At 62.4% G+C, this 26,817-nt stretch carries 24 protein-coding genes; 10 read left to right on the top strand and 14 right to left on the bottom strand.

Translation table 11 applies throughout. The features are described from left to right. Positions 1–17 precede the first annotated feature (17 nt). From BVH01_RS19825 to BVH01_RS19765, 14 genes are all read right to left on the bottom strand, one after another. Positions 18–1,166 carry a glycosyl transferase family 2 gene (locus BVH01_RS19825; protein WP_075931956.1) on the bottom strand — a complete coding sequence of 383 codons (1,149 nt, stop codon included), beginning with the start codon at positions 1,164–1,166 and terminating at the stop codon, positions 18–20. 239 nt (positions 1,167–1,405) lie between these two features. After that, positions 1,406–2,752 carry a UDP-glucose/GDP-mannose dehydrogenase family protein gene (locus tag BVH01_RS19820; protein ID WP_075931955.1) on the bottom strand — a complete coding sequence of 449 codons (1,347 nt, stop codon included), beginning with the start codon at positions 2,750–2,752 and terminating at the stop codon, positions 1,406–1,408. Positions 2,753–2,807: 55 nt separating this feature from the next. Then, on the bottom strand, positions 2,808–4,199 hold the full coding sequence (locus tag BVH01_RS19815; RefSeq protein WP_075931954.1) for an undecaprenyl-phosphate glucose phosphotransferase: 1,392 nt from the start codon (positions 4,197–4,199) through the stop codon (positions 2,808–2,810). Beyond that, entirely contained in the window at positions 4,196–4,363 is a 168-nt protein-coding gene (locus tag BVH01_RS24710; RefSeq protein ID WP_168172886.1) for a hypothetical protein, read from the bottom strand. The genes BVH01_RS19815 and BVH01_RS24710 overlap by 4 nt, the downstream gene beginning before the upstream one ends. A 70-nt stretch (positions 4,364–4,433) precedes the next feature. After that, entirely contained in the window at positions 4,434–5,159 is a 726-nt protein-coding gene (locus BVH01_RS19810) for a tyrosine-protein phosphatase (protein ID WP_075931953.1), read from the bottom strand. Positions 5,160–5,202: 43 nt separating this feature from the next. Continuing rightward, on the bottom strand, positions 5,203–7,434 hold the full coding sequence (locus tag BVH01_RS19805) for a polysaccharide biosynthesis tyrosine autokinase (RefSeq protein WP_075931952.1): 2,232 nt from the start codon (positions 7,432–7,434) through the stop codon (positions 5,203–5,205). Between the two features lie 2 nt (positions 7,435–7,436). Next, positions 7,437–7,976, bottom strand: coding sequence for a polysaccharide biosynthesis/export family protein (locus BVH01_RS19800; RefSeq protein ID WP_075931951.1), 540 nt, complete (start codon positions 7,974–7,976; stop codon positions 7,437–7,439). Positions 7,977–8,111: 135 nt separating this feature from the next. Continuing rightward, positions 8,112–9,272 (bottom strand): outer membrane beta-barrel protein, encoded by a 1,161-nt coding sequence (locus tag BVH01_RS19795; protein WP_075931950.1) that lies wholly within the window; start codon positions 9,270–9,272, stop codon positions 8,112–8,114. 881 nt (positions 9,273–10,153) lie between these two features. Next, the gene (locus BVH01_RS19790) at positions 10,154–11,125 is read right to left on the bottom strand and encodes a D-2-hydroxyacid dehydrogenase family protein (RefSeq protein WP_075931949.1); all 972 of its coding nucleotides are present in this window, start codon (positions 11,123–11,125) and stop codon (positions 10,154–10,156) included. A gap of 51 nt (positions 11,126–11,176) precedes the next feature. Continuing rightward, positions 11,177–12,694 (bottom strand): tripartite tricarboxylate transporter permease, encoded by a 1,518-nt coding sequence (locus BVH01_RS19785; RefSeq protein WP_075931948.1) that lies wholly within the window; start codon positions 12,692–12,694, stop codon positions 11,177–11,179. A 4-nt stretch (positions 12,695–12,698) separates the two neighbouring features. Beyond that, a complete protein-coding gene (locus tag BVH01_RS19780) occupies positions 12,699–13,154 on the bottom strand; it encodes a tripartite tricarboxylate transporter TctB family protein (RefSeq protein ID WP_075931947.1) in 456 nt (151 codons plus the stop codon). A 93-nt stretch (positions 13,155–13,247) separates the two neighbouring features. Beyond that, the gene (locus tag BVH01_RS19775) at positions 13,248–14,228 is read right to left on the bottom strand and encodes a tripartite tricarboxylate transporter substrate binding protein (protein ID WP_075931946.1); all 981 of its coding nucleotides are present in this window, start codon (positions 14,226–14,228) and stop codon (positions 13,248–13,250) included. 45 nt (positions 14,229–14,273) lie between these two features. Next, positions 14,274–15,536 carry an OprD family porin gene (locus BVH01_RS19770; RefSeq protein ID WP_075931945.1) on the bottom strand — a complete coding sequence of 421 codons (1,263 nt, stop codon included), beginning with the start codon at positions 15,534–15,536 and terminating at the stop codon, positions 14,274–14,276. 33 nt (positions 15,537–15,569) lie between these two features. Next, complete coding sequence (locus BVH01_RS19765) at positions 15,570–16,655, bottom strand: 4-oxalomesaconate tautomerase (protein ID WP_075931944.1); 1,086 nt, start codon at positions 16,653–16,655, stop codon at positions 15,570–15,572. Between the two features lie 212 nt (positions 16,656–16,867). On the opposite strand from BVH01_RS19765, the gene BVH01_RS19760 reads away from it, so the two are divergent. The 10 genes from BVH01_RS19760 (at position 16,868) to BVH01_RS19715 (ending at position 26,815) form a co-directional block, all read left to right on the top strand. After that, complete coding sequence (locus tag BVH01_RS19760) at positions 16,868–17,788, top strand: LysR family transcriptional regulator (RefSeq protein WP_075931943.1); 921 nt, start codon at positions 16,868–16,870, stop codon at positions 17,786–17,788. A gap of 389 nt (positions 17,789–18,177) precedes the next feature. Next, on the top strand, positions 18,178–19,260 hold the full coding sequence (locus BVH01_RS19755; RefSeq protein WP_075931942.1) for a 4-oxalomesaconate tautomerase: 1,083 nt from the start codon (positions 18,178–18,180) through the stop codon (positions 19,258–19,260). A gap of 60 nt (positions 19,261–19,320) precedes the next feature. Then, entirely contained in the window at positions 19,321–20,637 is a 1,317-nt protein-coding gene (locus BVH01_RS19750) for a dicarboxylate/amino acid:cation symporter (protein ID WP_075931941.1), read from the top strand. A gap of 59 nt (positions 20,638–20,696) precedes the next feature. Next, positions 20,697–22,025 carry a CitMHS family transporter gene (locus tag BVH01_RS19745; protein WP_371915613.1) on the top strand — a complete coding sequence of 443 codons (1,329 nt, stop codon included), beginning with the start codon at positions 20,697–20,699 and terminating at the stop codon, positions 22,023–22,025. 148 nt (positions 22,026–22,173) lie between these two features. Further along, positions 22,174–22,485 (top strand): YgaP-like transmembrane domain, encoded by a 312-nt coding sequence (locus BVH01_RS19740; protein WP_075931939.1) that lies wholly within the window; start codon positions 22,174–22,176, stop codon positions 22,483–22,485. A 59-nt stretch (positions 22,486–22,544) separates the two neighbouring features. Continuing rightward, complete coding sequence (locus BVH01_RS19735) at positions 22,545–22,871, top strand: thioredoxin family protein (protein WP_075931938.1); 327 nt, start codon at positions 22,545–22,547, stop codon at positions 22,869–22,871. Positions 22,872–22,941: 70 nt separating this feature from the next. Continuing rightward, the gene (locus tag BVH01_RS19730) at positions 22,942–23,379 is read left to right on the top strand and encodes a phosphotransferase system, HPr-related protein (protein WP_075931937.1); all 438 of its coding nucleotides are present in this window, start codon (positions 22,942–22,944) and stop codon (positions 23,377–23,379) included. 128 nt (positions 23,380–23,507) lie between these two features. Then, the gene (locus BVH01_RS19725; RefSeq protein WP_075931936.1) at positions 23,508–23,894 is read left to right on the top strand and encodes a MerR family DNA-binding transcriptional regulator; all 387 of its coding nucleotides are present in this window, start codon (positions 23,508–23,510) and stop codon (positions 23,892–23,894) included. 49 nt (positions 23,895–23,943) lie between these two features. Then, positions 23,944–25,125: an isovaleryl-CoA dehydrogenase gene (locus BVH01_RS19720; protein WP_075931935.1), complete on the top strand. Its 1,182-nt coding sequence runs from the start codon at positions 23,944–23,946 to the stop codon at positions 25,123–25,125. 82 nt (positions 25,126–25,207) lie between these two features. Further along, the gene (locus BVH01_RS19715) at positions 25,208–26,815 is read left to right on the top strand and encodes a carboxyl transferase domain-containing protein (protein ID WP_075931934.1); all 1,608 of its coding nucleotides are present in this window, start codon (positions 25,208–25,210) and stop codon (positions 26,813–26,815) included. Positions 26,816–26,817 lie beyond the last annotated feature (2 nt).

Genomic DNA, 26,817 nt, shown 5'->3' with positions numbered 1-26,817 from the left:
TGCGCGCGGTCGGTGGATCAGGCGCGCTTGAGCAGCAATTGCAGACGTTCCATGACGCCGAGAAAAATGATCCGTACCGACGGAAACTTGTAAAAGAAACGGTAGATGTCGTACTCAGCCTTCTGCCGCACTTTGCTGTCGCTGGTGAGGTCGGCGGAGTCGATCAGGGCTAGGCCCTCACCTTCGATGTTGTGCAGGATGCTCAGTTCCATGGGCTTCATGGAAAGGGCGAAATTGTGCAGGCCACGGGCGTTCGTACGGGTCAGTTGCAGCCCTTTGCAGGTTTTGCTGCCGTACAGGTTGACCGTGAAATCGTAGTCGGCGAGCACCGGGTTGCGACGCTTGATGCACGCCGGCAGCAGCTCGCAGTAGGCGTCGTAGACCGACAGGCTGTCCTCGCGGCGAGCGAACTTGTAGTCGACCACCTTCTGCTGGATCGGCACCTGGAAGCGCGACGAGGCGATGTTGAAGTGCTGACCCGGATCGCCGAAGTTGGTGGTCAGCGAGCGGAACGGGTACACGAAGTACAGATCCCGGGAAATGATGTACGCGGTGTACAGCTTGAGCCACGAGGACTCCGGCCAGCCGCGGATGTCCGCCGGGATGCCATCGATATGGCTGATGTCAGTGCCGTTGCTTTCCAGCCACTGGCGAAAGCCCTGCCAGTGCCGGCGCGACCAGGCCTGGCCCCAGGACGCGGCCATCTGGATGAAATGCACGTGGGAGTCGCCATCGTCGACCGGCATGAAGGGCAGGTCTACGGTCTGGCTGAACTGCACGCTGTAAAGGCTGATACCGGCCACGCCGGCGTCATCGGCATAGGCTTGCAGGGCCTTGTGGGTGTAGTCATAGAAGAACGGTGAAACGAACAGATCGTCCTCGAGGATGATCACGTCGCCGTATTGCTCGGTCAGGTCGCCACAGCTCAGCACGTGCTGGCGCAGGCCGAGGCGCTGCGGATGGGCGATGATGCGCTTTTCCCCGTGGGGCCAGTCGAACGCTTCGGCGACCTTGCGTGGCTCCGGGTTGCCGGAGTTGTCGAGGCTGATCACCAGGCGCACGTTGCCTTCGGGGTACTGCGCCTGGATCAGGGAACCCAGCAGGCGGCTGAGGCTCTTGGGGCGGTTGTAGCCGATGACGACGATGGTGGGCAATTGTTCGGTCATAGGATCGAAGCCGGTCTCTGTTGAAAATGGGTTGAGCCGATCACGGCTAGCACACCACGCCGGGCACCGCTTCGCACGCCTGAGCGGGTGCTAGGCGGGTGACGGTGGCAGGCGAGGTGTGCAGCGTGCTGGCCCGGCGCAAAAGGTTCTGCGCCGCACTGCTTCAGGCACGCCTGGTGGGCGTGCAGGGCAGGGTGGGCCGAGAGGGTGTGAGTGATGACGTCCATGTCAGCGGCGGCTCAGCCGTTCACTTGCTTACGGCCAATGCCGTAGTAGTCGAAGCCCTCGCGGTTCACCTGGCCGAGGTCGTACTGGTTGCGGCCATCGATGATCACCGGCTGCTTGAGCAGCTTCTTCAGCGCCTTGAAGTCAGGGCGACGGAACGGCTTCCACTCGGTGACCAGTACCAGGGCGTCGGCATCGATGGCGGCTTCGTACTGACCGTCGACGATTTGCAGGCGACCCTCGTTGAGCCAGTGCTCAGGGAATTCGCGCGCTGCGGTTTCACGGGCGATCGGGTCGAAGGCTTTGACCTTGGCGCCAGCGTTGATCAGGCTGTTGATCAGCACCACGCTGGGTGCTTCGCGCATGTCGTCGGTACCGGGCTTGAACGCCAGACCCCAGACGGCGAAGGTACGGCCCTTGAGGTCGCCCTCGAAGTGCGCGGCCAGCTTGTTGAACAGCGATTGCTTCTGCTGATCGTTACGGGCTTCGACGGCCTGCAGCAGCTTGGGCTCGAAGTCGTTCTGGTGGGCGATGCTGATCAGCGCCTTGACGTCTTTCGGGAAGCACGAGCCGCCATAGCCGCAGCCGGCGTAGATGAAGTGATAACCGATGCGCTGGTCCGAGCCGATGCCCAGGCGCACGTTCTCGATGTCCACGTCGAGGCGGTCGCACAGGCTGGCGATCTCGTTCATGAAGGAGATCTTCGTGGCCAGCATGGCGTTGGCGGCGTATTTGGTCATTTCCGCATCACGCACGCCCATGAACTTGATGCGCGGGTTGTTGCGGATGAAGGGCGCGTACAACTCGCTCATCACCTGGCGAGCGCGTTCGCTGTCGGTGCCGACGATGATGCGATCCGGGTGCATGAAGTCGTCGACCGCAGCGCCTTCCTTGAGGAATTCAGGGTTGGATACCACATCGAAGCTGATGCTCTTGCCGCGCAGCTCGAGCTGCTCGAGGATCTCGGCGCGCACCAGGTCGGCAGTGCCGACCGGCACGGTGGACTTGTTGATCACGGTGGTGTGGCGGGTCATCAGGCTGCCGACCTGGCGCGCCACTTCCAGCACGTAGCGCAGATCGGCCGAGCCGTCTTCGCCGGGCGGCGTGCCGACGGCGATGAAGATGATGTCCGATTGCTCCATCGCTTCTGGCAGCGCGGTGGTGAACAGCAGGCGACCGGCCTCGAAGTTCTCTTCCACCACGGTTTCCAGGCCCGGCTCGTAAATCGGCAGGATGCCTTTCTTGAGGTTCTCGATCTTTTTCGGATCGACATCCACGCAGACAACCGTGTTGCCCATCTCGGCGATACAAGCGCCGGTGACGAGGCCGACGTAGCCGGTTCCAACGACAGTGATATTCATGGATAAACTTTCCTTGAGTTAACGTTAATCGTTACGTGCGCCAAAAGCGGGCGCGTTAGTAAATGTCGCGCGAGAACAGGGTGAAGGGCGTCTTCACCAGGATCTTGATGTCCAGCCACAGGGACCAGTTGTTGATGTAGGCCAGGTCCTTCTCCACGCGCTGCTGCATTTTTTCCAGGGTTTCGGTTTCACCACGGTGACCGGTCACCTGGGCCAGGCCAGTGATGCCGGGCTTGAGGCGATGACGGGCCATGTAGGCGAGGATCTTGTCGCTGTAGTAGTTGTTGTGGGCCACCGCGTGCGGGCGCGGGCCGACCAGGGACATCTCTCCACGCAGCACGTTGATCAGCTGCGGCAGCTCGTCGATGGAGGTGCGGCGCAGGAAGCGGCCAACCGGGGTAATGCGTGGGTCTTCACGAGTCGCCTGTTTGACGACCTTGTCGTCGTGCATGCGCATGGAGCGGAATTTCCACACCAGGATCACGCCACCGTTCCAGCCGTGGCGCGGCTGCAGGAAGAACACCGGGCCGGGCGAGGACAGCTTCACGGCGATGGCCGCGATGATGAATACCGGGCTCAGGGCCACCAGCGCCAGGAAGGCCAGGGTGCGGTCCATCAGCTCTTTGCTGAACACCGCAGCGGGGTGCGAGCTGATCGGGCTTTCGTTGAGGTAGATGGCCGGCAACTGTTCGATCTGCGAGATCGACTGGTTGAGCAGTGGCATGCTGCCGAAGTCCGGTACCCAGACCACGTCGACGCTCATGTCCAGCAGGTCGATGTAGAGCTTCTCGATGTGCGAGATTTCGTCCAAGGTCAGGGCAATGTAGACGCGGCGTACGCCGTGCTGCTCGGTGACGTCACGCAGCTCCTGCAGCTTGCCGAGGATCGGGAAGCGGCCGTCCTGGGTGTGGGCATCGTCGCTGGAGGCGATCAGGCCGACCAGCGGCACGCGGTTGTTGGCGGTCAGGCGCTCGGCCAGCTCGTGGGCCTTCTCGCCCGAGCCGATGATCAGCGAGACGCGCTCATTGCGCAGCTTCTCCGAATGCAGGCGGGCGAAGTAGCGCAGCGGGATGAAGGCGATGGCCTGGGCCAGGAAGCCAAGCAGTGCCCATTCACGCATGATCTCGAAGGAGAAGCGCTCCAGGCTCTGGCTGAAGTAGGCGATGAACAGCAGGCCAGCCAACAGCAGCAACCAGCCGCCGAGCAGATGGCCCAGGCCGGTCAGGTAGCCGAGGCGCTTGTGGTACACGCGCAGCAGACCGTAGGCCGGTACCGAACCCAGTACCGTGAGGACGATCAGCAGGCGGTATTCGGTGGGCACGTCACCGTAGCGCTGAACGACCAGGTAGCAGAGCAGCATGCTGACCAGAGTAATGGCGCAGGTCCATTGACCCCAGAACGTGAGTCCCCTGCGGTTCTCGGCAGGATTGATCCGTTTGGAAATCATTTGCGGCGATCCTCGTGCAAATCTTCGATGAAGTAAGTGGCCTCCGGAGAACGCACGAGAGGCGACATGTCCTTGGTTGCAGCGGTGGCGGGCGTGCCCAGGGTCGTGCAGCGCATCAGCGCCTGCTGAAAGGGTTGCGCCCTGAAACTGAACTCTCGACGCATGGTTTTCCAACCTCCAACAAATACGAATCCTGCGGCCTGAACCGACAGGCACGCGTTATCAGGCAGTCAACTAAGCGAAATGCTGGTGTGCGATGCGCCAGGGCGTGTCGATGACCAGACGTTCGGCCTCTCTCTCGCCCAGGATCCGGGCGGCTTGCAGGAGACCTTCTTGTAATAGGGGAGGGCGGTGATCCAGGTTGTGGGCATCAGTCGCCATAATGCTGACCACACGATTGCTCAGCAGTTCGTGAGCCAGGTGCATTGCCCGCTCGCCAAAACGACCAGCGGCAGAGGCGGCGGTCACTTGCAGCAGGCAGCCCTGCTCGATGAACGGCTTGAGCTTGCTCGGGTTGTTCATCAGCGCCTTGTTGCGCTCCGGGTGCGCGATGATCGGCACGATGCCCTTGTCGAGCAGCCATTGGGTCAGGCGTTCGGCACCGAAGGGCATATCCCCGTGGGGAAACTCCAGTAGCAGTACCTTCTTGCCTTCCCATTGACCGAGGAACGGGATGCTGCCGTCCAGCACACGGGTCATCAGCTCGCCGGAGAAGCGCACCTCGGCGGCGGCGCCGACCTTCAGGTCGATGCCTGCCTCCTGCAGCGCGGCGTTGAAGCGGCTGCAGGTCTCGGCGATGGTGCGGCTGTCGTTGTCGTAGCGGCCGATGTGGATGTGGGGCGTGCAGACCACGTGGCTGATGCCGTTGGCCACCGCCATGCGGGCCATCTCCAGCGCGGTCGGCAGGTCTGCCGGGCCGTCGTCGATGCCCGGCAGCAGGTGATTATGCAGATCGATCATCGGGCACCTCCTGCTGTCATGCGCTGGTTGGTCATGGCGGTTATCAGACCTTGCGGTCGCTGTAGCCGTAGTGGTCGTAGTAGCCGCTGTATTCGCCGGAGCGCGCAGCCTTTTCCACGTCCACCTGGTTGAGCACCACGCCCATCACCGAGGCACCGCTCTGCAGCAGGTGGCCGACGCCACGCTGGGCCAGCGGGATCGGCGTGCCGTCGGCCTTGACCACGTAGATCACCGCATCGGCGAAGGTGGACAGCAGCACGGCATCGCTCACGGCCTGGCTGGGCGGTGAATCGATGATGATGTGGTCGTAACGTTCCTTGATCATGTCCAGGAACTTGGCGAAGCGCGGCGAGGCCAGCAGCTCCAGCGGGTTCGGCGGTACCGCGCCGGCCGGCAGCATGTCCAGGTTGGTGCCCATGTTGTGGATGCACTCTTCGACCTTGGCGCTGCCGGTGATCAGGTTGGCCAGGCCAGGGGTGCCGACCGGGAAGTCGAAGCTCTTGGCCAGGGTCGGGCGGCGCAGGTCGGCATCGATCAGCAGCACGCGTTGCAGCTGGCTGAGGGCGAACGCCATGTTGGCCACCAGGGTGCTCTTGCCTTCGCCAGGCGACGAGGAGGTGACCACCAGAACCTTCTGGGAGCGGTTGGTATCGGCCAGCATCAGGCTGGTGCGAATGGTGCGGATCGACTCGCAGAAGCGTGGATCCTCGCCATGCTCGAACAGGTGCGCGGCGGTGTACTTGGAGTTGTTGGCGATCAGCGGAACGATGCCCAGTACCGGCAGGTTCAGCTTGGTCTCAACATCGTCGGCGCTCTTGAAGGTGTTGTTGAGGATGTCGCGGACGATGGCCAGTGCCATGCCGAAGATCAGGGCGAGGCCTGCCGCCAGTACGATGATCAGCTTCTGGTTCGGTGCAGCCGGCTGCAGCGGGACAACGGCCTGGTCGATGATGCGCGCGTTGCTGGAGTTGACGTCCTGAGTAGCCGCGGTTTCGCGCAGGCGGGTCATGAAGGTCTCGTACAGCGAGCGGTTGCTTTCCACATCGCGGGTCAGCTCACGCACCTTGAATTCCTTGCGCGAGATATCCTGGATCTGTTCCTTGTTCTTGTCGAACGAGGCATTCAGCGAGTTTTCGTTGGCCACGGCCAGCTGATAGTTACGCTCGATGCTGGCGACCACTTGCTCGACCTGGGCACGCAGGCTCGCCGAGGCGGCACTCAGATCGGATTTGGCGGCGAGCATGGCCGGGTGGCGGTCACCATAGCGACGCGACAGCTCCTCGACCTTGGCGCGGGCACGGGCTTCCTCGGATTTGAACTGCTGGATCAGCGGGTTACCGAGTACGGCCGGCACGCTGGCCAGGCGACGCCAGTCGCCACTGCCCATGGACTGTACTTGATGGTACTGGCTCTCGGCCTCGGCACGCTGGCGACGGGCGTCGATCATACGGTCACCGGTCAGCGACAGTTCGTTGTTGCTGATGGTGGCCACACCGTTGACGTCCACCAGGCCTTCAGCTTCGCGATAAGCCTGCAGGCGGTTCTCGGCTTCCTGCAGCGAGCTGCGCAGTTCGGTGAGACGGGTGTTCATCCAGGTGGTGGCCGACAGCGACATTTCCATCTGCGCTTCGAGCTGGCTGTCGATGTAGTTGCTGGCCAGGGAGTTGGCAATGGCGGCAGCGGTCAGGCGATCCGGCAGATCGACGGAGATGTTCACCAGCTGGCTCTTGCCTTCTACCCAGATGTTGGTGCGGTCCATCAGGATCTTGGTGACGATGTCGAGCAGCTCGGCCTCGGTCATCGGCTTGGCCGGCTCGGGCTCGTCCACCAGGCCGGTGATCGACAGGGCGCTCTGCAGGCCACGGGTGATGCCACCGAAATTGATCAGCGGTTGCGGCTGCTGGCGCGGGTCGAAGTCGGGGTGTTCGGTGAGGTTGAGTTCACGAACCACTTTCTCGGCGACCACGCGGCTCTTGATCAGGCCGAGTTGGGTCTGCAGGTACTCGTTCACCGCACCGGTGGTGTCGGTGACCTGCTGGAAGGACACCAGCTGGGTGCCCTTGGTCTCGATCATCACCGAGGCGACGGCACGGTAGATCGGCGTCATGCGGGAGACGGCTACCGCGGCGATCAGCGTGACCACCACGACGAACAGGGCGATGGCCCACTTGCGCATCCATACGGCATTCCAGATGCGCCGCAGGTCGATGTAATCGCTATCTGCTTCCGAGGGCGAGGGCTGCCACTGTCGGATCGTTCGTGCAGGACTGTTCATATTCAGAAGAACCCTTGATCGATGGTGATGGTGTCACCCGGCTTGACGAGGGTGTCGAGCGTGGCTTTTTCCGAGGCGCGGGATTCGCCCGTGCCGCGTGCGATGGTGATGCGTTTGGTCGAGGCGCGTTCGGTCAGGCCGCCAGCCAGTGCGATGGCACGGTCCAGGGTCAGGCCGGGTTGATAGGGGTAGCCTCCCGGGGCCTTCACTTCACCGCTGATATAGAACTCGCGGTAAGTGGAAACGGCGACCGAGACACGCGGGTCGACCAGGTAGCCATCGGCCTTGAGGCGCTCGGTGATGATGCGCTCGATGTCGGCTGCGGTTTTGTCTTTGGCTTCGATGGCGCCGAGGAACGGATAGGAGAAGGTGCCTGCATCGTTGAGGCGGATTTCCTCGAAGGACAGATCCGGCTCGCCGAAGACACTGATCTTGATCACGTCGCCAGAGCTCAGCCGATACTGCGGGTTGGCCTGTGCGCCCGCTGCGAATGCGAGCATCAGCAGCAGCGAGAAGGCTTTGAACAGATGGTGGACTGACATCCGCATACTCCTTGTGGTTGCTTGGTCATCAGGCGCAGGGAAAAGGGCGCCCGCCGCTCGCCTGTTAGGACAAACGGGAAAAGGTTGATAAGGGTGGTGACGACTGCATCGTCACCCTGCTGAGGAGCCCGGGTGTTAGAGGCTCAAGCTCAACGACAGCTGATAGATGTTCCGGTCATAGGATTTCTCCCGCACGCTCGAATCGTTTTCGGTGTGGCGGTAACCCAGCGATACATCAGCCCAGCGAAGCGGCGAATAGGTCAGCTCCAGGCCGTAGCCGGTACGGTCGTCCGTACGATCGGTTGCCTTGTAGTCGCGCTCGGAGTAGCGATAGAACAGCTCCGAACTGATGAAGGCCGACCATTCGTGCTCCCAACCCAGGCGTGTGGTGGTGTCCTGAACGGTACTGGCACCATCTTCGCCTTCATCGAAAGAGCGACGCGTGTCGAGTTTGACGATGGAGTAGGTGCGCGGTTCCCACTTCACACCAACTTCCCACATGGGGCTGGTGTAGTCCTGACGACTGCTGCTGTCGAAATTCTTGCGCTGGGCACCCAGGCGCACGGTGCCGGAGGTCTTGGCGGTGGCATCCCAGGTGGCGCCGAACAGCGCGGCGTCATCGGTGCTGTCGCGGTCGCTTTCGCTGAGCACGTACTGGTTGACGGTGTGGCGCAGCTCCACCAGGGAGCGGGTGCTGCCACCCAGACGGTGATACCAGACGGTGTTGAACATGGTGCTGTCGCGGTCCTGGTCTTCATTCAGGTCGCCGCTGTTGCGATAGCGGATGGACTCGTAGTTGACGCCGAAGTCGATCTGGTTGAGCCCGGTCTGGGTGCCATAGGTGTACACCGCGCCGGCCACGCTGCGGTTGTACTTGTCGTTTTCGTCGTCGTCGGGGTCTCTCACGTCAGTGGTTTCCTCGACGCGGTGATAACCCAGATTCCAGCGCAGGCGGTTGCGCGAATTGAATTCCATGATGCTGCGAAAGCGCAGGTGCTGATCGGTGTGGCTGGCGTTGTCGTCGGAGTGGTAATTCTGATCGTCGATTTCGTATTCGAGCTGGTAGCCGGTGTTGCGGGTCTCGGCGCTAAGGAGGAATTTCGGGTTGATGCTGGTCACCCAGGAGGAGCGAACGTTATCGCTCACGCCGCGGTAGTTGCTGTCGTAGCTTTCGCCGACATTCAGGGTTGGCGTGAACTCGAACCCAGCCAGGTCGATGTGTTGTGGGTCTGTTGCCCAGCTGGCTGTAGACAGCGTACCTGCTAGTGAAGCCGTCAGTATCTTGGTGAGTTTCATGGTGCCAAATCCCTTCCCGGGGTCTATCGCTTGATGGGCTAGGCCGCTCGGCATCGTGATCGGGTGCCTGACAAAAGGGGATGTCAGCTGCCTATCGCATTGACTTGCGGCCATTTTTCATGAGTCATTGGTTGTCGGCTCTCGTAAGAAGTTCCCCGGCGGCCAGTAAACTCGTGACCCTCGACACCATAAAAAAACACTGAACCTTTTCGTGCATGTTCCTGGCGCATCACCGCCGAGTTCGCTGCATACCGGTGCGCCCTTGCGGTAAGTCATCATGGCAGAGCGCCCCGTTGAACATCGCGGTTATCCTTTTAGTGCGCTGACTTCGTCGGTTGGATAATAAGCTTGGCGCATGACAGCCAGATTAACTGCCGTCGCCGATATATAAAGTGAGCAATGTTCGTGCCGTGGCAAATCGTGGCTAAGAACAGCGACTTATATTCAGAGAAGCAGTGCTTATAATTGGCGTAATATTGGCGGCAGTTTTTTGCTGATGCACACGCATATGGTTGGCAATAGTAGCCAGTCATATGGCCATTTCGAAAATTTCCAGCTCGATTACAGGCTGGAAGCCTTGCCCTGAAGGCCTTTGGCCACCAGTCATGCGTTGGCGTGATGTTGTCCAATCTTCCGCTGGGCAATGCGTAGCGTGTAATGGCGCAGGCCTGTTAATGGGCTCTAATGAAGCGTTTCTCATATAAAGGCATAAACCATTAGTTGCTGGCTAACTGCCATTGCGGAGTTTGGTCGAAGCAGCATGACGATATCACTGTCGAACTTAACCATGGCTATATATGGAGAAGTAGGGGTGGCAGGCTGTCGTTGATAACTGCCCGCCGATACATAGAAAGGCAGCGTTGCTTATCGGCGCGTCTTTTTCATTTGTTCGAGGCGACTGACGGGTTGGCCAGTACGCAATTTTCACCAGCGAAGAAAGCACGCACATTGGCGAAGGCATCGCCGAAATACAGCTCATAACCCTCGCGCTCCACATACCCCAAATGCGGGGTACACAGCATGCGAGAATGACGCAGCAGCGGATGATTCGCATCGAACAGCGGTTCCTGCTCGAAGACATCCAGCGCTGCGAAACCGGGACGGCCCTTGTTCAAGGATTCGAGCAGCGCGCCCGGCTCGACCAGTTCGGCGCGACTGGTGTTGACCAGCAGGGCGCTGGGCTTCATCAGCGCCAGATCGGCAGCGGTAACCAGGTGCCGGGTGCTCTCGGCCAGACGCAGGTGGAGGGTGAGTACATCGGCTTCGGCGAAAAAGGCTTCGCGCGATGAGGCTGCTTGATGGCCATCGGCAACCGCGGCTTGGCGTGATGATTCACTGCCCCACACCAGCACCGGCATCTCGAAGGCCTGTGCATAACGGGCCAGGCGTTGGCCGATCTTGCCATAGCCCCAGATGCCCAGAGTTTGCCCGGCCAGACGCTGACCAAGGTTGGTCTGCCACTGGCCGGCGTACATGGCCTGCATGGCCGGGAACAACTGGCGCCGCGCATTGATGATCAGCGCCCAGGTCAGTTCGGCCGGTGCGATGGGCGAACCGCGGCCTTCCATCACCGCCACGCCGTGACGGGTGCAAGCCTCGACATCCAGATGGCCGGACACCTTGCCGGTCTGGCTGATCAGCTTGAGGTTCGGCAGGCGTGCCAGCAGCGCTTCATCTATACGGGTGCGCTCGCGGGTCAGCACCAGCGCATCGGCGTCGGCGAAGCGCTCGGCCAGCACCTGCACGTCATCCACGGCGTCGTGATAGACGCTGACTTGGTGATCGGCCAGAGTGGCGAAGCAGTCGAGGGTACGAATGACATTCTGGTAGTCATCGGGAATGACGATATGCATGGCTGCTCCAAAAACGGTTCAGGCTCCCGAGGGAGCCTGATTCGGTGGGGGTCAGCTGGCGCTCCGCAGCGCCGCTGCGTTGTTGCGGCGGGCTCGCCAGATTCGCCAGATGGGCAAGGCTATCATCATAGCCACCAGCGCCCATACGGCCAGGCTGATCGAGCTGCTCCACAGGATGCTCAGGTCACCGTTGGACAGTGACAGGGCGCGGCGCAGGTTCTGTTCCATCAAACCGCCCAGGATGAAGCCCAGCAGGATGGCCGACAGCGGGAAGTCCAGCTTGCGCAGGATGTAGCCGGCGACGCCGATGCCGATCATCAGGTACAGGTCGAACGCGGTGGCGTGCACGGCGTAAACGCCGATCGAGGTGATGATGGCGATGGCCGGCACCAGGGCCCAGTAAGGTACGGCGAGGATCTTGGTGAAGATCTTGATCATCGGTACGTTCATCACGATGAGCATGATGTTGGCCACGAACAGCGAGGCGATCAAGCCCCAGACGATGTCCGGCTGGTTCTGGAACAGCAGCGGGCCGGGGGTGATGTTGTACAGCGTCAGGGCACCGAGCATCACCGCGGTGGTACCGGAGCCGGGCACGCCCAAGGTCAGCATCGGCACCAGAGAGCCGCAGGCCGAGGCGCTGTTGGCGGTTTCCGGCGCGGCCAGGCCGCGCAGGTCACCGTCGCCGAATTTGTTGTCCTTCACCGCCAGGCGTTTCTCGCTCATGTAGGCCACCGCGCTGGCCAGGGTCGCACCGGCGCCCGGCAGGATGCCCAGGCCGAAGCCCAGTGCGCCGCTGCGCAGGTTGGTGGCCAGTACCGAGAGGCCTTCCTTGAGGTTGAACAGCATGCGGCCTTTGGCTTCGATGGCCTTCTGGCCATGGTGGGTGCGTTCGAGCAGCACGAGGATCTCGCTGACCGAGAACAGACCGAGCACCAACACCACGAACTGGATGCCGTCGGCCAGGCCCAGGCTGCCGAAGGTGAAGCGATATACACCGCTGTTCGAATCGATACCGACGCACGACAGCAGCAGGCCGATGCAGCAGGCGATGGCCGTCTTCATCGGCTTGTTGCCGGCCATGCCGGCCAGACAGGTGATGGCGAACACCATCAGCACGAAGTACTCGGCCGGGCCGAACGCCACCGCCCACTTGGCCAGCAACGGGGCGAACAGCACCACGCCGCAGGTGGCCATCAGGCCGCCAACGAACGAGCTCCAGGCGGAGATCGACAATGCCACGCCTGCCTTGCCCTGACGGGCCAGCGGGTAGCCGTCCAGGGTGGTCATCACCGCCGAGGCTTCACCGGGGATGTTCAGCAGGATCGAGGAAATACGACCGCCGTATTCACAGCCCAGGTACACGGCAGCCAGCAGGATCAGCGCGGTTTCCGGCGGCAGGCCGAGGGCGAAGGCGATCGGAATCAGCAGCGCCACGCCGTTGATCGGGCCCAGGCCCGGTAGCAGGCCGACGATGGTGCCGATCAGGGTGCCGCACAGCGCGGTGAACAGGTTGTAGGGGCTCAGGGCGACGCCGAAGCCTTGCCCCAGGTAGCTGAAAGTATCCATACGGTCAGAACTCCAGGCCGGAAAGCAGGCCGAGTGGCAGCGGTACGTCGAGGGCCTTGTCGAACAGCAGGTAAAGCCCGACGGCGAGCAGCACGCCGGAGCTCAGGCTGGCTTTCCAGCTGCCTTCGTACAGGCGTGCCATGGCGATGGCGAAGACGGTGCTGGCGACGATGAACCCGGCGAGCTCGAACAGCGCCGCGTAGATCGTCAGGGCGACGATGCACAGCACGATCTTGCGGATCACATGACGATCCAGCGCCGGCTCGGTGGCTTCGTCGCTGGCGCGTGAGGGTTTCACCAACAGGTAGATGGCGCCCAGGGCGATCATCACGATCAATAGCAGTGGGAAGGCGCGCGGCCCCACGGGTTCGTAGGAGAAGGGGGCGTGGTAGCTCCAGGCGGCCAACGAGAGGCCGAGACAAAGCAGCAGGCTGACGCCCGCAAAGATACGGTCTTGCATGGTGGTGCTCCGTAGGGGAGAGCCGAACGGCTGGCCCGAAAGGCACCGCCGAAAGCAGGGGCGTGCCTGCGTTTCAGGGGTGCCTGGAAGGGGTTATTCGACCAGTCCGAACTCGCGGCCCAGCTCGCGGTATTCGGCCACCTGCTTGTGGACCAGTGCCTGCAGGTCCGCGCCGCTCACGTACATCGGCAGCACGTCGCGGTCGACCATGTAGCGCTCGAATTCAGGTGAGGACTCCAGCTTGGCGAATGCCTCGCGCCACCATTGCACCTGTTCTTCAGGCACGTCCGGGCCTAGGAAGTAGCCGCGGATCAGTGGCCACTGGATCTCGTAACCCTGCTCGCGAGCGGTCGGGATCTCGGCCAGGTCGCCCGGCAGGCGCTCCTCGCTGAATACCGCCAGGGTGCGGATGTTGTTGCCTTTCTGCGAAGCGATTTCGCTGGCGCTGCCGGTGACCAGATCGACGTGTTTGCCCATCAGTGCCATGTAGTGCTCGGAGCCACCTTCGAATGCGGCGTAGCGCAGTTCGCTCGGGTTGATGCCGGCAGCCTTGGCGAGCAGGGCGATCTTCATCCAGCCCTGGCCGCCAATGCTGCCGCCACCGCCGACGACGACGCTTTTCGGATCTTTCTTGAGCGCCTTCACCACGTCGTCGAGGTTCTTGTAGGGCGAGTCCTCACGCACCGCCAGGGTGCCGTAGTCGGTGCCGATGGTGGTCAGCCACTGTACTTCGTTCTCGTCGAAGCGCCCGTATTTGCCCAGTGCCAGATTGAGCAGCGAGGCGCCAGAGAAAGCCACCAGGGTGCTGGGCTCGTTACGGCGGTTGGCGACCACGGCGTTATAGGCTACCGCACCGATGCCGCCTGGCATGTAGGTGACCCGCATTGGCGACTTGAGCACGTCATTGTCCTTCATGCCGGCCTGGGCCAGCTTGCAGGTCAGGTCGAAACCGCCACCCGGCTTGCTGGGCGCAATGCACTCGGGGCGGTTGGGCTGTGCGGCATGGGCCTGCAGGCTGGTCATCAGCAGGGCGCCGGCAAGGGGCAGAAGAAGGCGGTGTTTGAGGTTTTTCATCGGTGTTTTACCTGTATTGGAGTTATTTGCAGGTGGTTCGCCGTATCACCAGATCGGCAGGGCGTAGCTCAGAATCAGGCGGTTCTCATCGATTCCCCGGGTGAAGTTGGCGCGGTAGGCCGCGTTGCGCCAAGTGACGGTGAGGTTCTTCAGCGGGCCCTGGCTGAACGCATAGGCCAGGTCGGTATTGCGTTCCCACTCGGCACCGGTGCTGCCGTTGGCCAGGTCGATTCCACTGCCGCGTACGTAACGAGTCATGAAGGTCAGGCCAGGAATGCCCACCTTGCTGAAGTCGTAGTCGTAGCGCACTTGCCAGGAGCGCTCGTCAGGCCCGGCGAAATCGTTGATCTGCACGAAGTTGGTCAGATACGGCGTGGCGCCGTCTACATAAGTGAAGCCCTCGTCGCCTCGCATCTGCTGGTAGCCCAGGCCCAGCGCATGGCCGGCCAGGCTGTAGGTGAACATGGCGTTGTACGCCTGGTTGTCGATATTGCCGGCGCGGGCCTGGCCGCTTTCGCTGTTGTTGAAGTAACGCAGGTCGCTCTTCAGCTTGCCCGTGCCAAGGGGCAGGGTGTGCTGCAGGCCGAAGAAGTGCTGGCGGTAGATATCGGTGAGTTCGCCCTGGTGATAGCTGAGCTGGGTATTGGGCGTCAGTGCGTAATCGAGGCTGCCGAAACGCAGGTGGTCACTGCTTGGGCTGCCGCCAAAGCGGCCGTTCTTGTTGTTCAGGGCCAGCTTCTCGGAGCCCGATACGTCGCGCTGCACGACGCGGGAAATCTGCCCGAAGGAAGCGGTCAGGCGCTCGATGTCCTTGCTCTGCACCTGCCAGCCTTCGAAGGTCTGGGGCAACAGGCGGGCGTTGCTGAACTGCAAGGTGGGCATCTTCGGCATCAGGGTGCCGACCTTGAGCACGCTGTCGGCGACGCGCACCTTGGCGGTCAGGCCAAGCTTGCTGTAGTCGTCCTCGGCACGTCGTTGGCTGTCGCGCGGCAGCAGGTCGGTGCCGGAGCGATCGGGTGAGGAATCGAGCTTGACGCCGAGCATGGCCAGTGCGTCGAGGCCGACACCAACGGTGCCGCTGGTGTAGCCGGACTCCATGTTGAGGATGAAGCCCTGGGCCCATTCTTCGCGCTTGTTTTGCCCCGGGCCGTCGCGGAAGTCGCGGTTGAGGTAGAAGTTGCGCAGTTCCAGGTTGGCCTTGCTGTCTTCGATGAAACCATCGGCCAGCGCCGTGTTGACGGCCAGTGGCAGGCTGGCCAGAACGAAAGCGGGGGTGACGGCGGCGTGAAACAGGTTCTTTGTTGTCATTATTATTTACTCGTGGTGCAGCGTTGGTTGGCGTCAGTTCTTGCGGGGCGTGCCTCTCAGGGCCTGCGGCACGTACACGTCGCCGGCGAACAGGCGGCGTGCGGTGCGAACCAGAGAGGCCTGCATGCTGTGCGGTTGCGCGTCTTCGCCGGGTGCCAGTGACACTTCGATCTCGCCGCCCGGATGTTCCAGGCGTACCAGTGCCGCGCCGGTGATGGGAGCGATGTCGAACGCCACGCTGCCGGGCAGTGCGCAGGCGGTGGCCAGGCCGATGGCGCCGGTGGCCGCGATCGAACGGTGGCAGTTGTGGGGCATGAAGTAGCGCGTCGACAGCGTGCCGCCCTTGCGCGGTGGGGCAAGCAGCACCGGCTTAGGAATCACCATCTGGCTGACGTCGCCCAGGCCCATGGCCGCGCCGGCTTGCAGGCGGATGCGCTCCAAGCGTTCGAGCAGGGCGGTGTCGGCATCCAGCTCGGCCGGGGTTTCGTAGCCGGTCTTGCCCAGCGCTTCGGCATGCACCAGCACCATGGGCATGGCCATGTCGATGCAGGTGACGGCGACGCCATCGAAGCTGTCGCGCACCTTGCCGGTGGGCAGCAACTGGCCGGTCTTGGCGCCGGCGGCATCGAGGAAAGTCAGCTTGATCGGCGCGGCGCTGCCGGGCACGCCATCGATGCAGGTATCACCTTCGTAGCGCACCTTGCCCTTGGGCGTCTGCACTTCCGAGTCGACCAGCGTATTGGTGTTGAGGTTGCGGATACGCACCCGGGTGACCGGTGTGCTGACGTTGACCAGGCCGTGCTCGATGGCGAACGGGCCGACCGCGCAGAGCATGTTGCCGCAGTTGGGCGCTGTGTCGACGCGGCGCTGATTGACCATGACCTGCACGAACAGATAGTCGACATCGGCGTCGGGATGGTCGGAGGTGCTGACGATGGCGACCTTGCTGGTCTGCGGGCTGCCGCCGCCGATGCCATCGATTTCCAGCTCGTGGCCGGAACCCATCACGTTGAGGAGCAGCTCGTCTCGTGCAGCGATATCGGTGGGCAGGTGGTTGGCCAGAAAGAACGGGCCGCGAGAGGTGCCGCCGCGCATCAGCACGCAGGGGATGGCTTGCATGATGTCTCCAGTGCAATAAATTTGCTTATTGTTGCTTTCCCTAAATGGTGGTTATCGCCGTTTGTTTTGTAAATTGCATATATTTTGTTTATTGATAATTTAAATGCATTAATGCGCCTGTGATGATCTTCCATTGGGTGCAAATCGCCAGATGTTGTTTAATGCACTAATCTGCGCTGAAAAATAAAAATATGAATTGATAGGTTTTTTGCATGAATTACGAACTTCAGGACCTGCGCGCCTTCGTCAAGATCGCCGAGTTCGGCAATTTTCACGAAGCGGCCAACGCCATCCATCTCTCGCAACCAGCCCTTACCCGACGCATGCAGAAGCTGGAGGAGGGGCTTGGCACCCAACTGCTGGATCGCACCACGCGGCGGGTCAGCCTCACGGCGGTCGGTCGTGATTTCCTGCCCAAGGCGCGGCGCCTGCTCGACGATTTCGAACGCTCGATTCTCGGTATTCGCGAACTGGCCGAGCGCCAGTCCGGCCAGGTGACGCTGGCGTGCATCCCCACCGCGGCGTTCTATTTCCTGCCCACGGTGATTCGCGATTTCAATCGTCAGTACCCGAAAATTCGCATCCGCATTCTCGACCTGAGTGCCCACGAGGGCCTGGAAGCGGTGCTGCGTGGCGAGGCGGATTTCGGCATCAACATGCTCAGTGGTCAGCACGCAGAGATCGATTTCACGCCGCTGGTCAACGAACCCTTCGTGCTGGCCTGCCGGCGCGATCACCCGCTGGCCGAACAGCCGCAAGTGGCCTGGCGTGAGCTGAGTGACTATCGCCTGATCGGCGTCGGGCGCTTGAGCGGCAACCGCGTCCTGCTCGATCATGGCCTCGCACACCTGGACTGGCGACCCAGCTGGTTCTACGAGGTTCAGCACCTGTCCACGTCCCTGGGCATGGTCGAGGCCGGGTTGGGCATCGCCGCCATGCCGAGCCTGGCGATGCCGGTCGAGGATCACCCGATACTGGTGCAGCGTCCGCTGGTCGACCCGGTGATCAGCCGTACCCTGGGCCTGGTGCGGCGCCATGGTTCCTCGCTGTCCCCGGCCGCCGAGCAGTTCGTCGATACCCTGCTCAAGCAGTGGCCTGGCTACACCGCACTAGGCACCGACAAGCCTGCGTAAGCCATCGCGAGATCAGTTGGCGAAATTGCATTCAAGAACAGCGCTGCCCACGGGTGGCGTTTTTTGAGCGGAATCTTGCCGATTTTTTTGTCAATGGACAGCCTGTTTTGTTGATCGGATCAGCGCCATATGGCCACAGCGATGTATTCGCTGATGACAGTTTTCACGATGGTCATTTTCTTGAATTTGCAGATATACCAAGATTTTAAGCACTATTTTGACGGATTTCGTGCGATTAAGCGTTTCGCACGCAGCTAATCAAAGTGTTCTTTTGATGCGCATGGCGCATTAAATTCTGAAATCTTTGCATTTGATGGAATTGTCAGCGCGTGTGACTCTTTTGCTCAAGGCATCAATCGGCCTGATTGATCAGTACAAGAGAGAAAGTCATGCGAATCCCCTGTGTGCTCATGCGCGGAGGCACCTCCAAAGGGCCGGTTTTCCTTGCCAGCGACTTGCCTGAGTCGATTGACGAGCGAAACGAAGTGCTGCTGTCTGTCATGGGGGCAGGGCATGAACTGGAGATCGACGGCATCGGGGGCGGCAGCCCGCAGACCAGCAAGGTCGCCATCGTCAGCCCGTCCAGCCACCCGGACGCGGATGTCGATTACCTCTTCGTGCAGGTCATGGTGTCCCAGCGCCGTGTGGATACCGCGCCGAACTGCGGCAACATGCTGTGCGCCGTCGGCCCGTTCGCCATCGAGCAGGGCCTGATCAAGGCCGGCTCGTCGACCACCGAAGTGCGTATTCGCAACCTCAACACCGGCACCTTCGTCTGCTCGAAAGTGCAGACTCCGGGCGGTGTGGTCACCTATGCCGGCAATACCCGCATCGACGGCGTACCGGGCGTTGCCGCGCCCATCGAGCTGACCTTTCTGGACGCGGCGGGTAGCAAGACCGGAAAGCTGTTCCCCACTGGCAACACCCGCGACAGGTTCGATGACGTGCAAACCACCTGCATCGACATGGCCATGCCGATGGTGTTGATCGACGCCGCCAGCCTGGGCAAGACCGGCCAGGAGTCGCCCGCCGAGCTGGACGCCGACAGCGCCTTTCTCGCCCGTCTCGAGTCGATCCGCCTGCAGGCGGGCCTGGCCATGGGCCTGGGCGACGTCAGTGAAAAAGTCATTCCCAAGCCGGTCCTGCTGGCGCCTGCATCGGCAGGCGGCACCATCCAGGTCCGTTACTTCATGCCTCACAACTGTCATCGCGCCCTGGCGATCACCGGTTCGATCGGTCTGGCGACTGCCTGCGTCAGCCCGAACACCGTGGCCGCCGACCTGCTGGGTCTCGATGACAACGCAGAGCGCCTGGATCACGTACGCATCGAGCACCCGAGCGGGTCGATCGAAGTCGCGTTGGCGTACGTGGGTGAAAACGGCCAGACGATCCGTGCCTCCGTGGTACGCACCGCCCGCCGGCTGTTTTCCGGAGAGGTACACGCCCCGGAAGGGCAACGTCTGGCCGGTTGAGCGACCGGCCCGCACGAAAATTTGCGCATCCGAACAATTTCTATAAATGGGTGATGCCTGATGAAAGTCGTCAGATCGTTATATTTCCAGATCCTCTGCGCCGTGCTGCTGGGCGTACTGGTCGGGCACTTCTGGGCGCAGCAAGCCACTGCTCTCAAACCACTGGGCGATGCCTTCATCAAGCTGGTGAAGATGATGATCGCGCCCGTGGTGTTCTGCACCATCGTCACCGGCATCGCCGGCATGACGGAGAAAAGCGCGCTTGGCCGCCTGATGGGCAAGACCCTGGGGCTGTTTCTCGGCCTGACCGTACTCAGCCTGCTGATCGGCCTGTGCGCGGTCTACCTGTTCCAGCCGGGCGTGGGCATGAACGTCGACCCCAGCAAGCTGAGCACAGCAGGGCTGTCGCAGTACACCGATTCGGCGGCCAAGCTCGGCGTGGTCGAATTCTTCATGCACATCATCCCCAACACGTTCATGGGCGCATTCGCCGAAGGTGAGGTGCTGCCGGTGCTGTTCATCGCCGTGCTGTCGGGCTTCGCCCTGTCGTCGATCGGCGAGGCGGGCAAGCCGGTGCTCGACGTGCTCGAAGCCGCCTCGAAGATGGTCTTCAAGATCTTCTCGTACCTGATGCGCTTCGCGCCGATTGGCGCCTTTGGCGCCATCGCGTTCACCGTCGGCCAGTACGGCATCACCTCGCTGGGCTCGCTGGCCAAGCTGATCATGACGCTGTACATCGCCTGCGCGTTCTTCGTCTTCGTGGTGCTCGGCAGCCTGTGCCGCCTGTACGGCTTCAGCCTGTGGAAACTGCTGCGCTATTTTCGCGAAGAGTTCCTGGTGGTGCTCGGCACCTCGTCGACCGAGCCGGTATTGCCGCGCATGCTGGAAAAACTCCAGGCCCTGGGTTGCCGCAAGTCGGTGGTCGGCCTGGTGCTGCCGACCGGCTACTCGTTCAACCTCGACGGCACGGCCATCTACCTGTCCCTGGCTGCCGTGTTCATTGCCCAGGCCTGCAACATCGACCTGTCGCTGACCCAGATCGTCACCATGCTGGCGGTGATGCTGCTCTCCTCGAAAGGCGCCGCCGGCGTCACCGGTAGCGGCTTCGTGGCGCTGGCCTCGACCCTGTCGGTGATGCACGACCTGCCGCTGGCCGGCCTGGCGCTGTTGATCGGCATCGACCGCTTCATGTCCGAAGCCCGTGCGCTCACCAGCCTGGCCAGTAACGCAGTGGCCACCGTGGTGGTGTCGATTTCCGAAGGCGCCTGTGATCGTCGCACGCTGCACGCCGTGCTCGACGAACGCCCGCAGCCGCCAGGCGCAGAGCAGCAGCCCGGCTGGCAGCCGGCCGCCCCCGCCGAGTCGCCGTTGAAGTGAAGGCCAACTAAAATTCTGCCGCGCCGGCTGTATCGGCGCGGCATCCGACGCTCGTCTCAATAACAATACAAGAGAGAATTCAGATGCTCGCTCTACTCGGGTTGGCGATGGTGGTCGTGTTCACCTACATGATCATGTCCAAGCGCATGTCGCCCATCGTGGCACTCACCTTCATTCCCATCGTCTTCGCCATTGCTGGTGGCTTCGGTGATTCCACCGGCAAGATGATTCTCGACGGTCTGAAGATGGTCGCGCCGTCGGCAGCGTTGCTGCTGTTCGCGATCCTGTTCTTCGGCCTGATGATCGACACCGGCCTGTTCGACCCGCTGATCCGCGTGATCCTGCACAAGGTCAATGGCGACCCGGTGAAGATCGCCGTCGGTACCGCGCTGCTGTCGCTGACCGTGGCCTTGGACGGCGACGGCACCACCACCTACATGATCACCTGCGCGGCGATGTTGCCGCTGTACCGGCGCATCGGCATGAACCCGATGATTCTCGCCACGGTATCGATGCCGTCGCTGAGCATCATGAGCGGCATGACTCCCTGGGGCGGCCCGGCCACCCGTGCCATCGCCGCTCTGGGTCTGGACGCCTCCGAGTACTTCATCCCGCTGCTGCCAACCATGGCCGCCGGCGCCGCGTGCGTGGTGCTGATCGCCTACATCCTCGGTCGCAAGGAGCGTGCTCGCATCGGCAATACCGAGCTGCAGACCGGTGGCGGTGATTGCTACATCAAGGAAATTCTTGGCGATCAGCCTTACAAGCGCCCGCGCTTCGTGTGGATCAACCTGTTGCTGGTGGTGGCGGTGATGACCGCTCTGGTGATGGGCCTGGCCCACGCCGCGGTGCTGTTCCTGGTCGGTTTCGTGATCGCACTGATGATCAACTACCCGCAACTCGACATCCAGAAAGAGCGCATCCTGTCCCACGCCGGCAATGCCATGACCGTGGTGCTGCTGGTGTTCGCCGCTGGCGTGTTCGCCGGGATCTTTTCGGGCACCAAGATGGTCGACGCGCTGGCACAGAGCATCGTCGACATGATCCCGCCATCCTGGGGGCACCTGTTCCCGATGGTGGTGGCGATCACCAGCATGCCGCTGACCTTCGTGCTGTCCAACGATGCCTATTACTTCGGCGTGGTGCCGATCCTGGCGAAGGCGGCAGCGGCCTACGGCATCAGCCCACTGGAAATCGCCCGCGCGTCGATCCTCGGCCAGCCGGTACACCTGATGAGCCCGCTGGTTGCGTCCACGCTGCTGCTGGTCGGCATGGTCGACAAGGACATCGGCGACTTCCAGAAGGCTACGGTCAAGTGGGCGGTGCTGCTGTCCCTGGCCATCACCTTCGTGGCGGTGATCACCGGGGCCATTTCCTTCATGGTGTGATCGGGCGCTAAGCGGCTTTGCACGGATGGCTGCCCTCGGGCAGCCATTTTCGTTCATGGACGGCCGTTCATCCGCCTGTCGGCGGGGTCGAACGCCAGGCCGCTTCGGTCAGTCGTTTGCATATCAATCACCGAGCGGAGCGAACGCGATGTCCATATCTGATAAACAAGGCAGCAGTAACGTCCAGGGTTGGGAGCGCGCGCTGTCCATCGGCAGCGGTATCGCCATGGCCCGCGGCGGCCTCAAGCGCGGTGGCGTGCTCGGCCTGATGCGCGCAGCATTCGGCGGCATGCTGGTGGCTCGCGGTCTGAGTGGGCACTGCCGGCTCAAGAGCATCATGGAAGACGCCCGCTCGATGCGCCCCGAAGTGGACCGCATCACCGATACCGTGAGCCGCCTGGAAGGCGAGATCGCCGAGCGGGTCAAGCCGGTCGTCAAGAAAGTCACCGACGGCGTTTGATACGCTGCAACCCCGCACCGCCCCGCCTGATCGGGGCGGTTTCGCGGCGAGGAGATCCCATGAGCAATTCCTATAGCGCCACAGCCCCGACATCCGCCGAGGTGCAGGCGATGCCCGCTATGACCGTGCTCGAGTTCGGTACCGACTGGTGCGGTCATTGTCAGGCTGCTCAGCCGCTGCTGGCCAAGGTGCTGGCGGATTACCCCGAAGTGCGCCACCTGAAAATCGAGGATGGCAGTGGCCGGCCCTTGGGGCGTTCCTTCCGGGTCAAGCTGTGGCCGACGCTGGTGCTGCTGCGCGATGGCGTGGAGGTCACTCGCCTGGTGCGGCCTACCAGCGACAGCGTGATCGAAGAGGCACTCGAGCAACTGGTCGGCGAGGGTTGAGCTCGTCACTTTCCCTGAATTTTCCCGCTGTGGGGCGAGTCCACCAGATAGACCCACAGCGGAGACCATCATGAGCACATCCAAGCAATCGCCCACGCCCCAGGAGATCGACGACATGGAGGATCGCATGGGGTCGATCGAGCAGCTCGACTTCAGCGACCGCCAGGATGATCGCGAAGGGCGCATCGGCGACCGTCGTCCAGCCGACGAGGTGCAACACGAATACCCCGACGAGCGTGTCCGCGAAGCCGGGCAGAGCGGCGGCGAAACCCTCAGGGAAGGTCGCCACGAAGATGGCGTGAGCATGGACGACCTGAGCCCGGAAACTCTGATCGACGATTCCGGTGCCCGTTCGCCACACGAGCGCGGTGACGATAAACCGGCTGATCGTGACCTGAGCATCGTGGGCGAAGGTGATATCGGCGCCGGTGAAGGCCTCGATGAAGAAGAGATGGCGCGTCGTCGCCCCCTCGATGGCGTGCCGTGGGACGGCAAGCCGCAGCCCTGAATCAATCGAAGGCATGGCCGTGAAGGCCATGCCTTTTTAATTTCAGCCAGGTAGTACCGATCGATTTGACAGCCTTGCATTTGCAGGCTTACGTTTACGTAAAGGTAATTATTGGTTGGCCTCCCACCATGAGCGTTTCCCACAGCATTTCCGATCTTGCCCAGGAGCTGGGCGTCACCACCCGCACCATTCGTTTCTACGAGGAGCAGGGCATGCTCGCGCCCGAGCGGCGTGGCCAGGAGCGCATCTACAGCGCCCGGGACCGGGTGACGCTGATGCTGATTCTGCGTGGCAAGCGCATCGGTTTCTCCCTGGCCGAGTGCAAGGAATTGATCGACCTCTACGATCCGGCGGGCGGCAACCGCAAGCAGCTCGACCACTTTCTGGAAAAGATCGCCGAGCGGCGCGAGCACCTGGCCCGCCAACTGCTGGATATCCAACAGATGCAGCGCGAGCTCGATACCGCCGAGCAGCGCTGCCTGACGGCTTTGAAGGAGATTCCCGTCACCGCCTGATCGCCACCCTTTGACCCATCCAACAACTACAACAATGGAGCGTCGTGAGATGAACACCCTGCCAGGACTGAATTTCTTCCTCGGTGAGGAAATCGACATGCTGCGCGATGCGGTCGCCGGTTTCGCCGCCAAGGAAATCGCCCCGCGCGCTGCCGAAGCCGACCGCAACGATCAGTTTCCCATGGACCTATGGCGCAAGTTCGGCGACATGGGCCTGCTCGGCCTGACCGTCAGCGAGGAATACGGCGGCGCCGGCATGGGCTACCTGGCACATATGGTCGCCATGGAGGAAATCTCCCGCGCTGCCGGTGGCATCGGCCTGTCCTACGGGGCCCATTCCAATCTTTGCGTCAACCAGATCAACCGCAATGGCAGCGACGAACAGAAGTGCCGCTTCCTGCCCAAGCTGATCAGCGGCGACCATATCGGCGCACTGGCCATGAGCGAGCCCAACGCCGGCTCCGACGTTGTGTCGATGAAGCTGCGCGCTGACCGCAAGGGCGATCGTTACGTACTCAACGGCAGCAAAATGTGGATCACCAACGGCCCGGACTGCGACGTGCTGGTGGTCTACGCCAAGACCGATCCGGCCGCTGGCGCCAAAGGCATGACCGCGTTCATTGTCGAGAAGGGCAGCCAGGGTTTCTCGGTAGCTCAGAAACTCGACAAGCTCGGCATGCGCGGCTCGCACACCGGCGAGCTGGTGTTCCAGGACGTCGAGGTGCCGGCCGAGAACGTGCTGGGCGGCGTCGGCGAGGGCGCGCGGGTGCTGATGAGTGGCCTCGATTACGAACGCGCCGTGCTGTCCGGTGGGCCGCTGGGGTTGATGCAGGCCGCCATGGATGTGGTGGTGCCCTACGTTCACGACCGCAAGCAGTTCGGCCAGAGCATCGGCGAGTTCCAGCTCATCCAGGGCAAGCTCGCCGACATGTACACCACTCAGCAGGCTTGCCGAGCATACCTGTACGCCGTCGGCAAGCAGCTCGATGCGCTGGGCCGTGAGCACGTGCGCCAGGTGCGCAAGGACTGCGCCGGGGTGATTCTCTACGCCGCCGAGAAGGCCACCTGGCTGGCCGGCGAAGCGATCCAGATCCTCGGTGGCAACGGCTATATCAACGAGTTTTCGGTCGGCCGCCTGTGGCGCGACGCCAAGCTTTACGAGATCGGCGCCGGCACCAGCGAGATCCGCCGCATGCTGATCGGCCGCGAGCTGTTCAACGAAACGGCTTGATCGGAGCACCTCGTTTTTCTGTTTCAGGACACCGTTAACGCTCAGTGCGTTTTTAACGGTGTCCGTCAGTCGGAGCCGCACCATGGCAACCCTGCACACGCAACTCAACACGCGTTCCAGCGAGTACGCCGCCAACCGCGAGGCGATGCTCGCTCAGGTCGATGAGCTACGCACCTTGTTGGCCCACACCCGCGAGGGCGGCGGTGCCAAGTCCCAGGAGCGGCACACCGCGAAGGGCAAGCTGCTGCCGCGCGAGCGCATCGACCGGCTGCTCGATCCCGGTTCGCCGTTTCTGGAAATCGGCGCGCTGGCCGCTTATCAGGTGTATGACGAAGAGGTCGCCGCCGCCGGGGTGATTGCCGGCATCGGCCGGGTCGAGGGCGTCGAGTGCATGGTCATCGCCAACGACGCCACGGTGAAGGGCGGCAGCTACTACCCGTTGACCGTCAAGAAGCACCTGCGCGCCCAGGCCATCGCCCTGGAAAACCGCCTGCCGTGCATTTATCTGGTGGATTCCGGTGGCGCCAACCTGCCGCGCCAGGACGAGGTATTTCCCGATCGCGAGCACTTCGGACGGATTTTCTTCAACCAGGCCAACATGAGCGCCCAGGGCATTGCGCAACTCGCCGTTGTGATGGGCTCGTGCACCGCCGGCGGTGCTTACGTGCCGGCGATGAGCGACGAGACCATCATGGTGCGCGAGCAGGCGACCATCTTTCTCGCTGGCCCGCCGCTGGTGAAGGCCGCCACGGGTGAGGTGGTCAGCGCCGAGGAACTGGGCGGCGCCGACGTGCATTGCAAAACCAGCGGTGTGGCCGACCATTACGCCGAGAACGACGAACACGCCCTGGCCCTGGCGCGGCGCTGCGTAGCCAACCTCAACTGGCGCAAGCTCGGCCAGTTGCAGGTGCAAACGCCGCTGGCGCCGCGTCATGCCGCCGATGAGCTGTACGGGGTGATTCCCGCCGACGCCAAGCAGCCGTTCGACGTGCGCGAGGTAATCGCGCGGATCGTCGACGACTCGCAGTTCGACGAATTCAAGGCGCTGTTCGGCACCACTCTGGTGTGCGGCTTCGCGCACCTGCACGGCTACCCGATCGCCATCCTGGCCAACAATGGCATCCTGTTCGCCGAGGCTGCGCAGAAGGGCGCGCACTTCATCGAACTGGCCTGCCAGCGAGGCATCCCGTTGCTGTTCCTGCAGAACATTACCGGCTTCATGGTCGGCAGGAAATACGAGGAGGGCGGCATCGCCAAGCACGGCGCCAAGCTGGTCACCGCGGTGGCCTGCGCCAGGGTGCCGAAGTTCACGGTGATCATTGGCGGCAGCTTCGGTGCCGGTAACTACGGCATGTGCGGCCGCGCCTACGACCCACGCTTCCTGTGGATGTGGCCCAACGCGCGGATCGGCGTGATGGGCGCCCAGCAGGCCGCTGGCGTGCTGGTGCAGGTCAAGCACGAGCAGGCGCAGCGCGCCGGCCAGGTGTTTTCCGCCGAAGACGAGCAGCGCCTCAAACAGCCCATCGTCGAACAGTACGAACGACAGGCCCATGCCTTCTATTCCAGCGCACGACTGTGGGACGACGGCGTGATCGACCCGGCGCAAACTCGCGATGTGCTGGCCCTGGCGATTTCCGCCAGCCTCAATGCGCCCATCGAGCCGACACGCTTCGGCGTGTTCCGCATGTAGCC

It is taken from the genome of Pseudomonas sp. PA1(2017), from assembly GCF_001945375.1.
Lineage (GTDB): Bacteria > Pseudomonadota > Gammaproteobacteria > Pseudomonadales > Pseudomonadaceae > Aquipseudomonas.
Note: the sequence above shows the minus strand (reverse complement) of the source record. Positions and strands in the feature narration are given on the sequence as shown.

Excerpts from the sequence above, each read along its gene's own strand:
- BVH01_RS19825 (WP_075931956.1), bottom strand. The coding sequence starts at position 1,166 with ATGACCGAACAATTGCCCACCATCGTCGTCATCGGCTACAACCGCCCC.
- BVH01_RS19820 (WP_075931955.1), bottom strand. The coding sequence starts at position 2,752 with ATGAATATCACTGTCGTTGGAACCGGCTACGTCGGCCTCGTCACCGGC.
- BVH01_RS19815 (WP_075931954.1), bottom strand. The coding sequence starts at position 4,199 with ATGATTTCCAAACGGATCAATCCTGCCGAGAACCGCAGGGGACTCACG.
- BVH01_RS24710 (WP_168172886.1), bottom strand. The coding sequence starts at position 4,363 with ATGCGTCGAGAGTTCAGTTTCAGGGCGCAACCCTTTCAGCAGGCGCTG.
- BVH01_RS19810 (WP_075931953.1), bottom strand. The coding sequence starts at position 5,159 with ATGATCGATCTGCATAATCACCTGCTGCCGGGCATCGACGACGGCCCG.
- BVH01_RS19805 (WP_075931952.1), bottom strand. The coding sequence starts at position 7,434 with ATGAACAGTCCTGCACGAACGATCCGACAGTGGCAGCCCTCGCCCTCG.
- BVH01_RS19800 (WP_075931951.1), bottom strand. The coding sequence starts at position 7,976 with ATGTCAGTCCACCATCTGTTCAAAGCCTTCTCGCTGCTGCTGATGCTC.
- BVH01_RS19795 (WP_075931950.1), bottom strand. The coding sequence starts at position 9,272 with ATGAAACTCACCAAGATACTGACGGCTTCACTAGCAGGTACGCTGTCT.
- BVH01_RS19790 (WP_075931949.1), bottom strand. The coding sequence starts at position 11,125 with ATGCATATCGTCATTCCCGATGACTACCAGAATGTCATTCGTACCCTC.
- BVH01_RS19785 (WP_075931948.1), bottom strand. The coding sequence starts at position 12,694 with ATGGATACTTTCAGCTACCTGGGGCAAGGCTTCGGCGTCGCCCTGAGC.
- BVH01_RS19780 (WP_075931947.1), bottom strand. The coding sequence starts at position 13,154 with ATGCAAGACCGTATCTTTGCGGGCGTCAGCCTGCTGCTTTGTCTCGGC.
- BVH01_RS19775 (WP_075931946.1), bottom strand. The coding sequence starts at position 14,228 with ATGAAAAACCTCAAACACCGCCTTCTTCTGCCCCTTGCCGGCGCCCTG.
- BVH01_RS19770 (WP_075931945.1), bottom strand. The coding sequence starts at position 15,536 with ATGACAACAAAGAACCTGTTTCACGCCGCCGTCACCCCCGCTTTCGTT.
- BVH01_RS19765 (WP_075931944.1), bottom strand. The coding sequence starts at position 16,655 with ATGCAAGCCATCCCCTGCGTGCTGATGCGCGGCGGCACCTCTCGCGGC.
- BVH01_RS19760 (WP_075931943.1), top strand. The coding sequence starts at position 16,868 with ATGAATTACGAACTTCAGGACCTGCGCGCCTTCGTCAAGATCGCCGAG.
- BVH01_RS19755 (WP_075931942.1), top strand. The coding sequence starts at position 18,178 with ATGCGAATCCCCTGTGTGCTCATGCGCGGAGGCACCTCCAAAGGGCCG.
- BVH01_RS19750 (WP_075931941.1), top strand. The coding sequence starts at position 19,321 with ATGAAAGTCGTCAGATCGTTATATTTCCAGATCCTCTGCGCCGTGCTG.
- BVH01_RS19740 (WP_075931939.1), top strand. The coding sequence starts at position 22,174 with ATGTCCATATCTGATAAACAAGGCAGCAGTAACGTCCAGGGTTGGGAG.
- BVH01_RS19735 (WP_075931938.1), top strand. The coding sequence starts at position 22,545 with ATGAGCAATTCCTATAGCGCCACAGCCCCGACATCCGCCGAGGTGCAG.
- BVH01_RS19730 (WP_075931937.1), top strand. The coding sequence starts at position 22,942 with ATGAGCACATCCAAGCAATCGCCCACGCCCCAGGAGATCGACGACATG.
- BVH01_RS19725 (WP_075931936.1), top strand. The coding sequence starts at position 23,508 with ATGAGCGTTTCCCACAGCATTTCCGATCTTGCCCAGGAGCTGGGCGTC.
- BVH01_RS19720 (WP_075931935.1), top strand. The coding sequence starts at position 23,944 with ATGAACACCCTGCCAGGACTGAATTTCTTCCTCGGTGAGGAAATCGAC.
- BVH01_RS19715 (WP_075931934.1), top strand. The coding sequence starts at position 25,208 with ATGGCAACCCTGCACACGCAACTCAACACGCGTTCCAGCGAGTACGCC.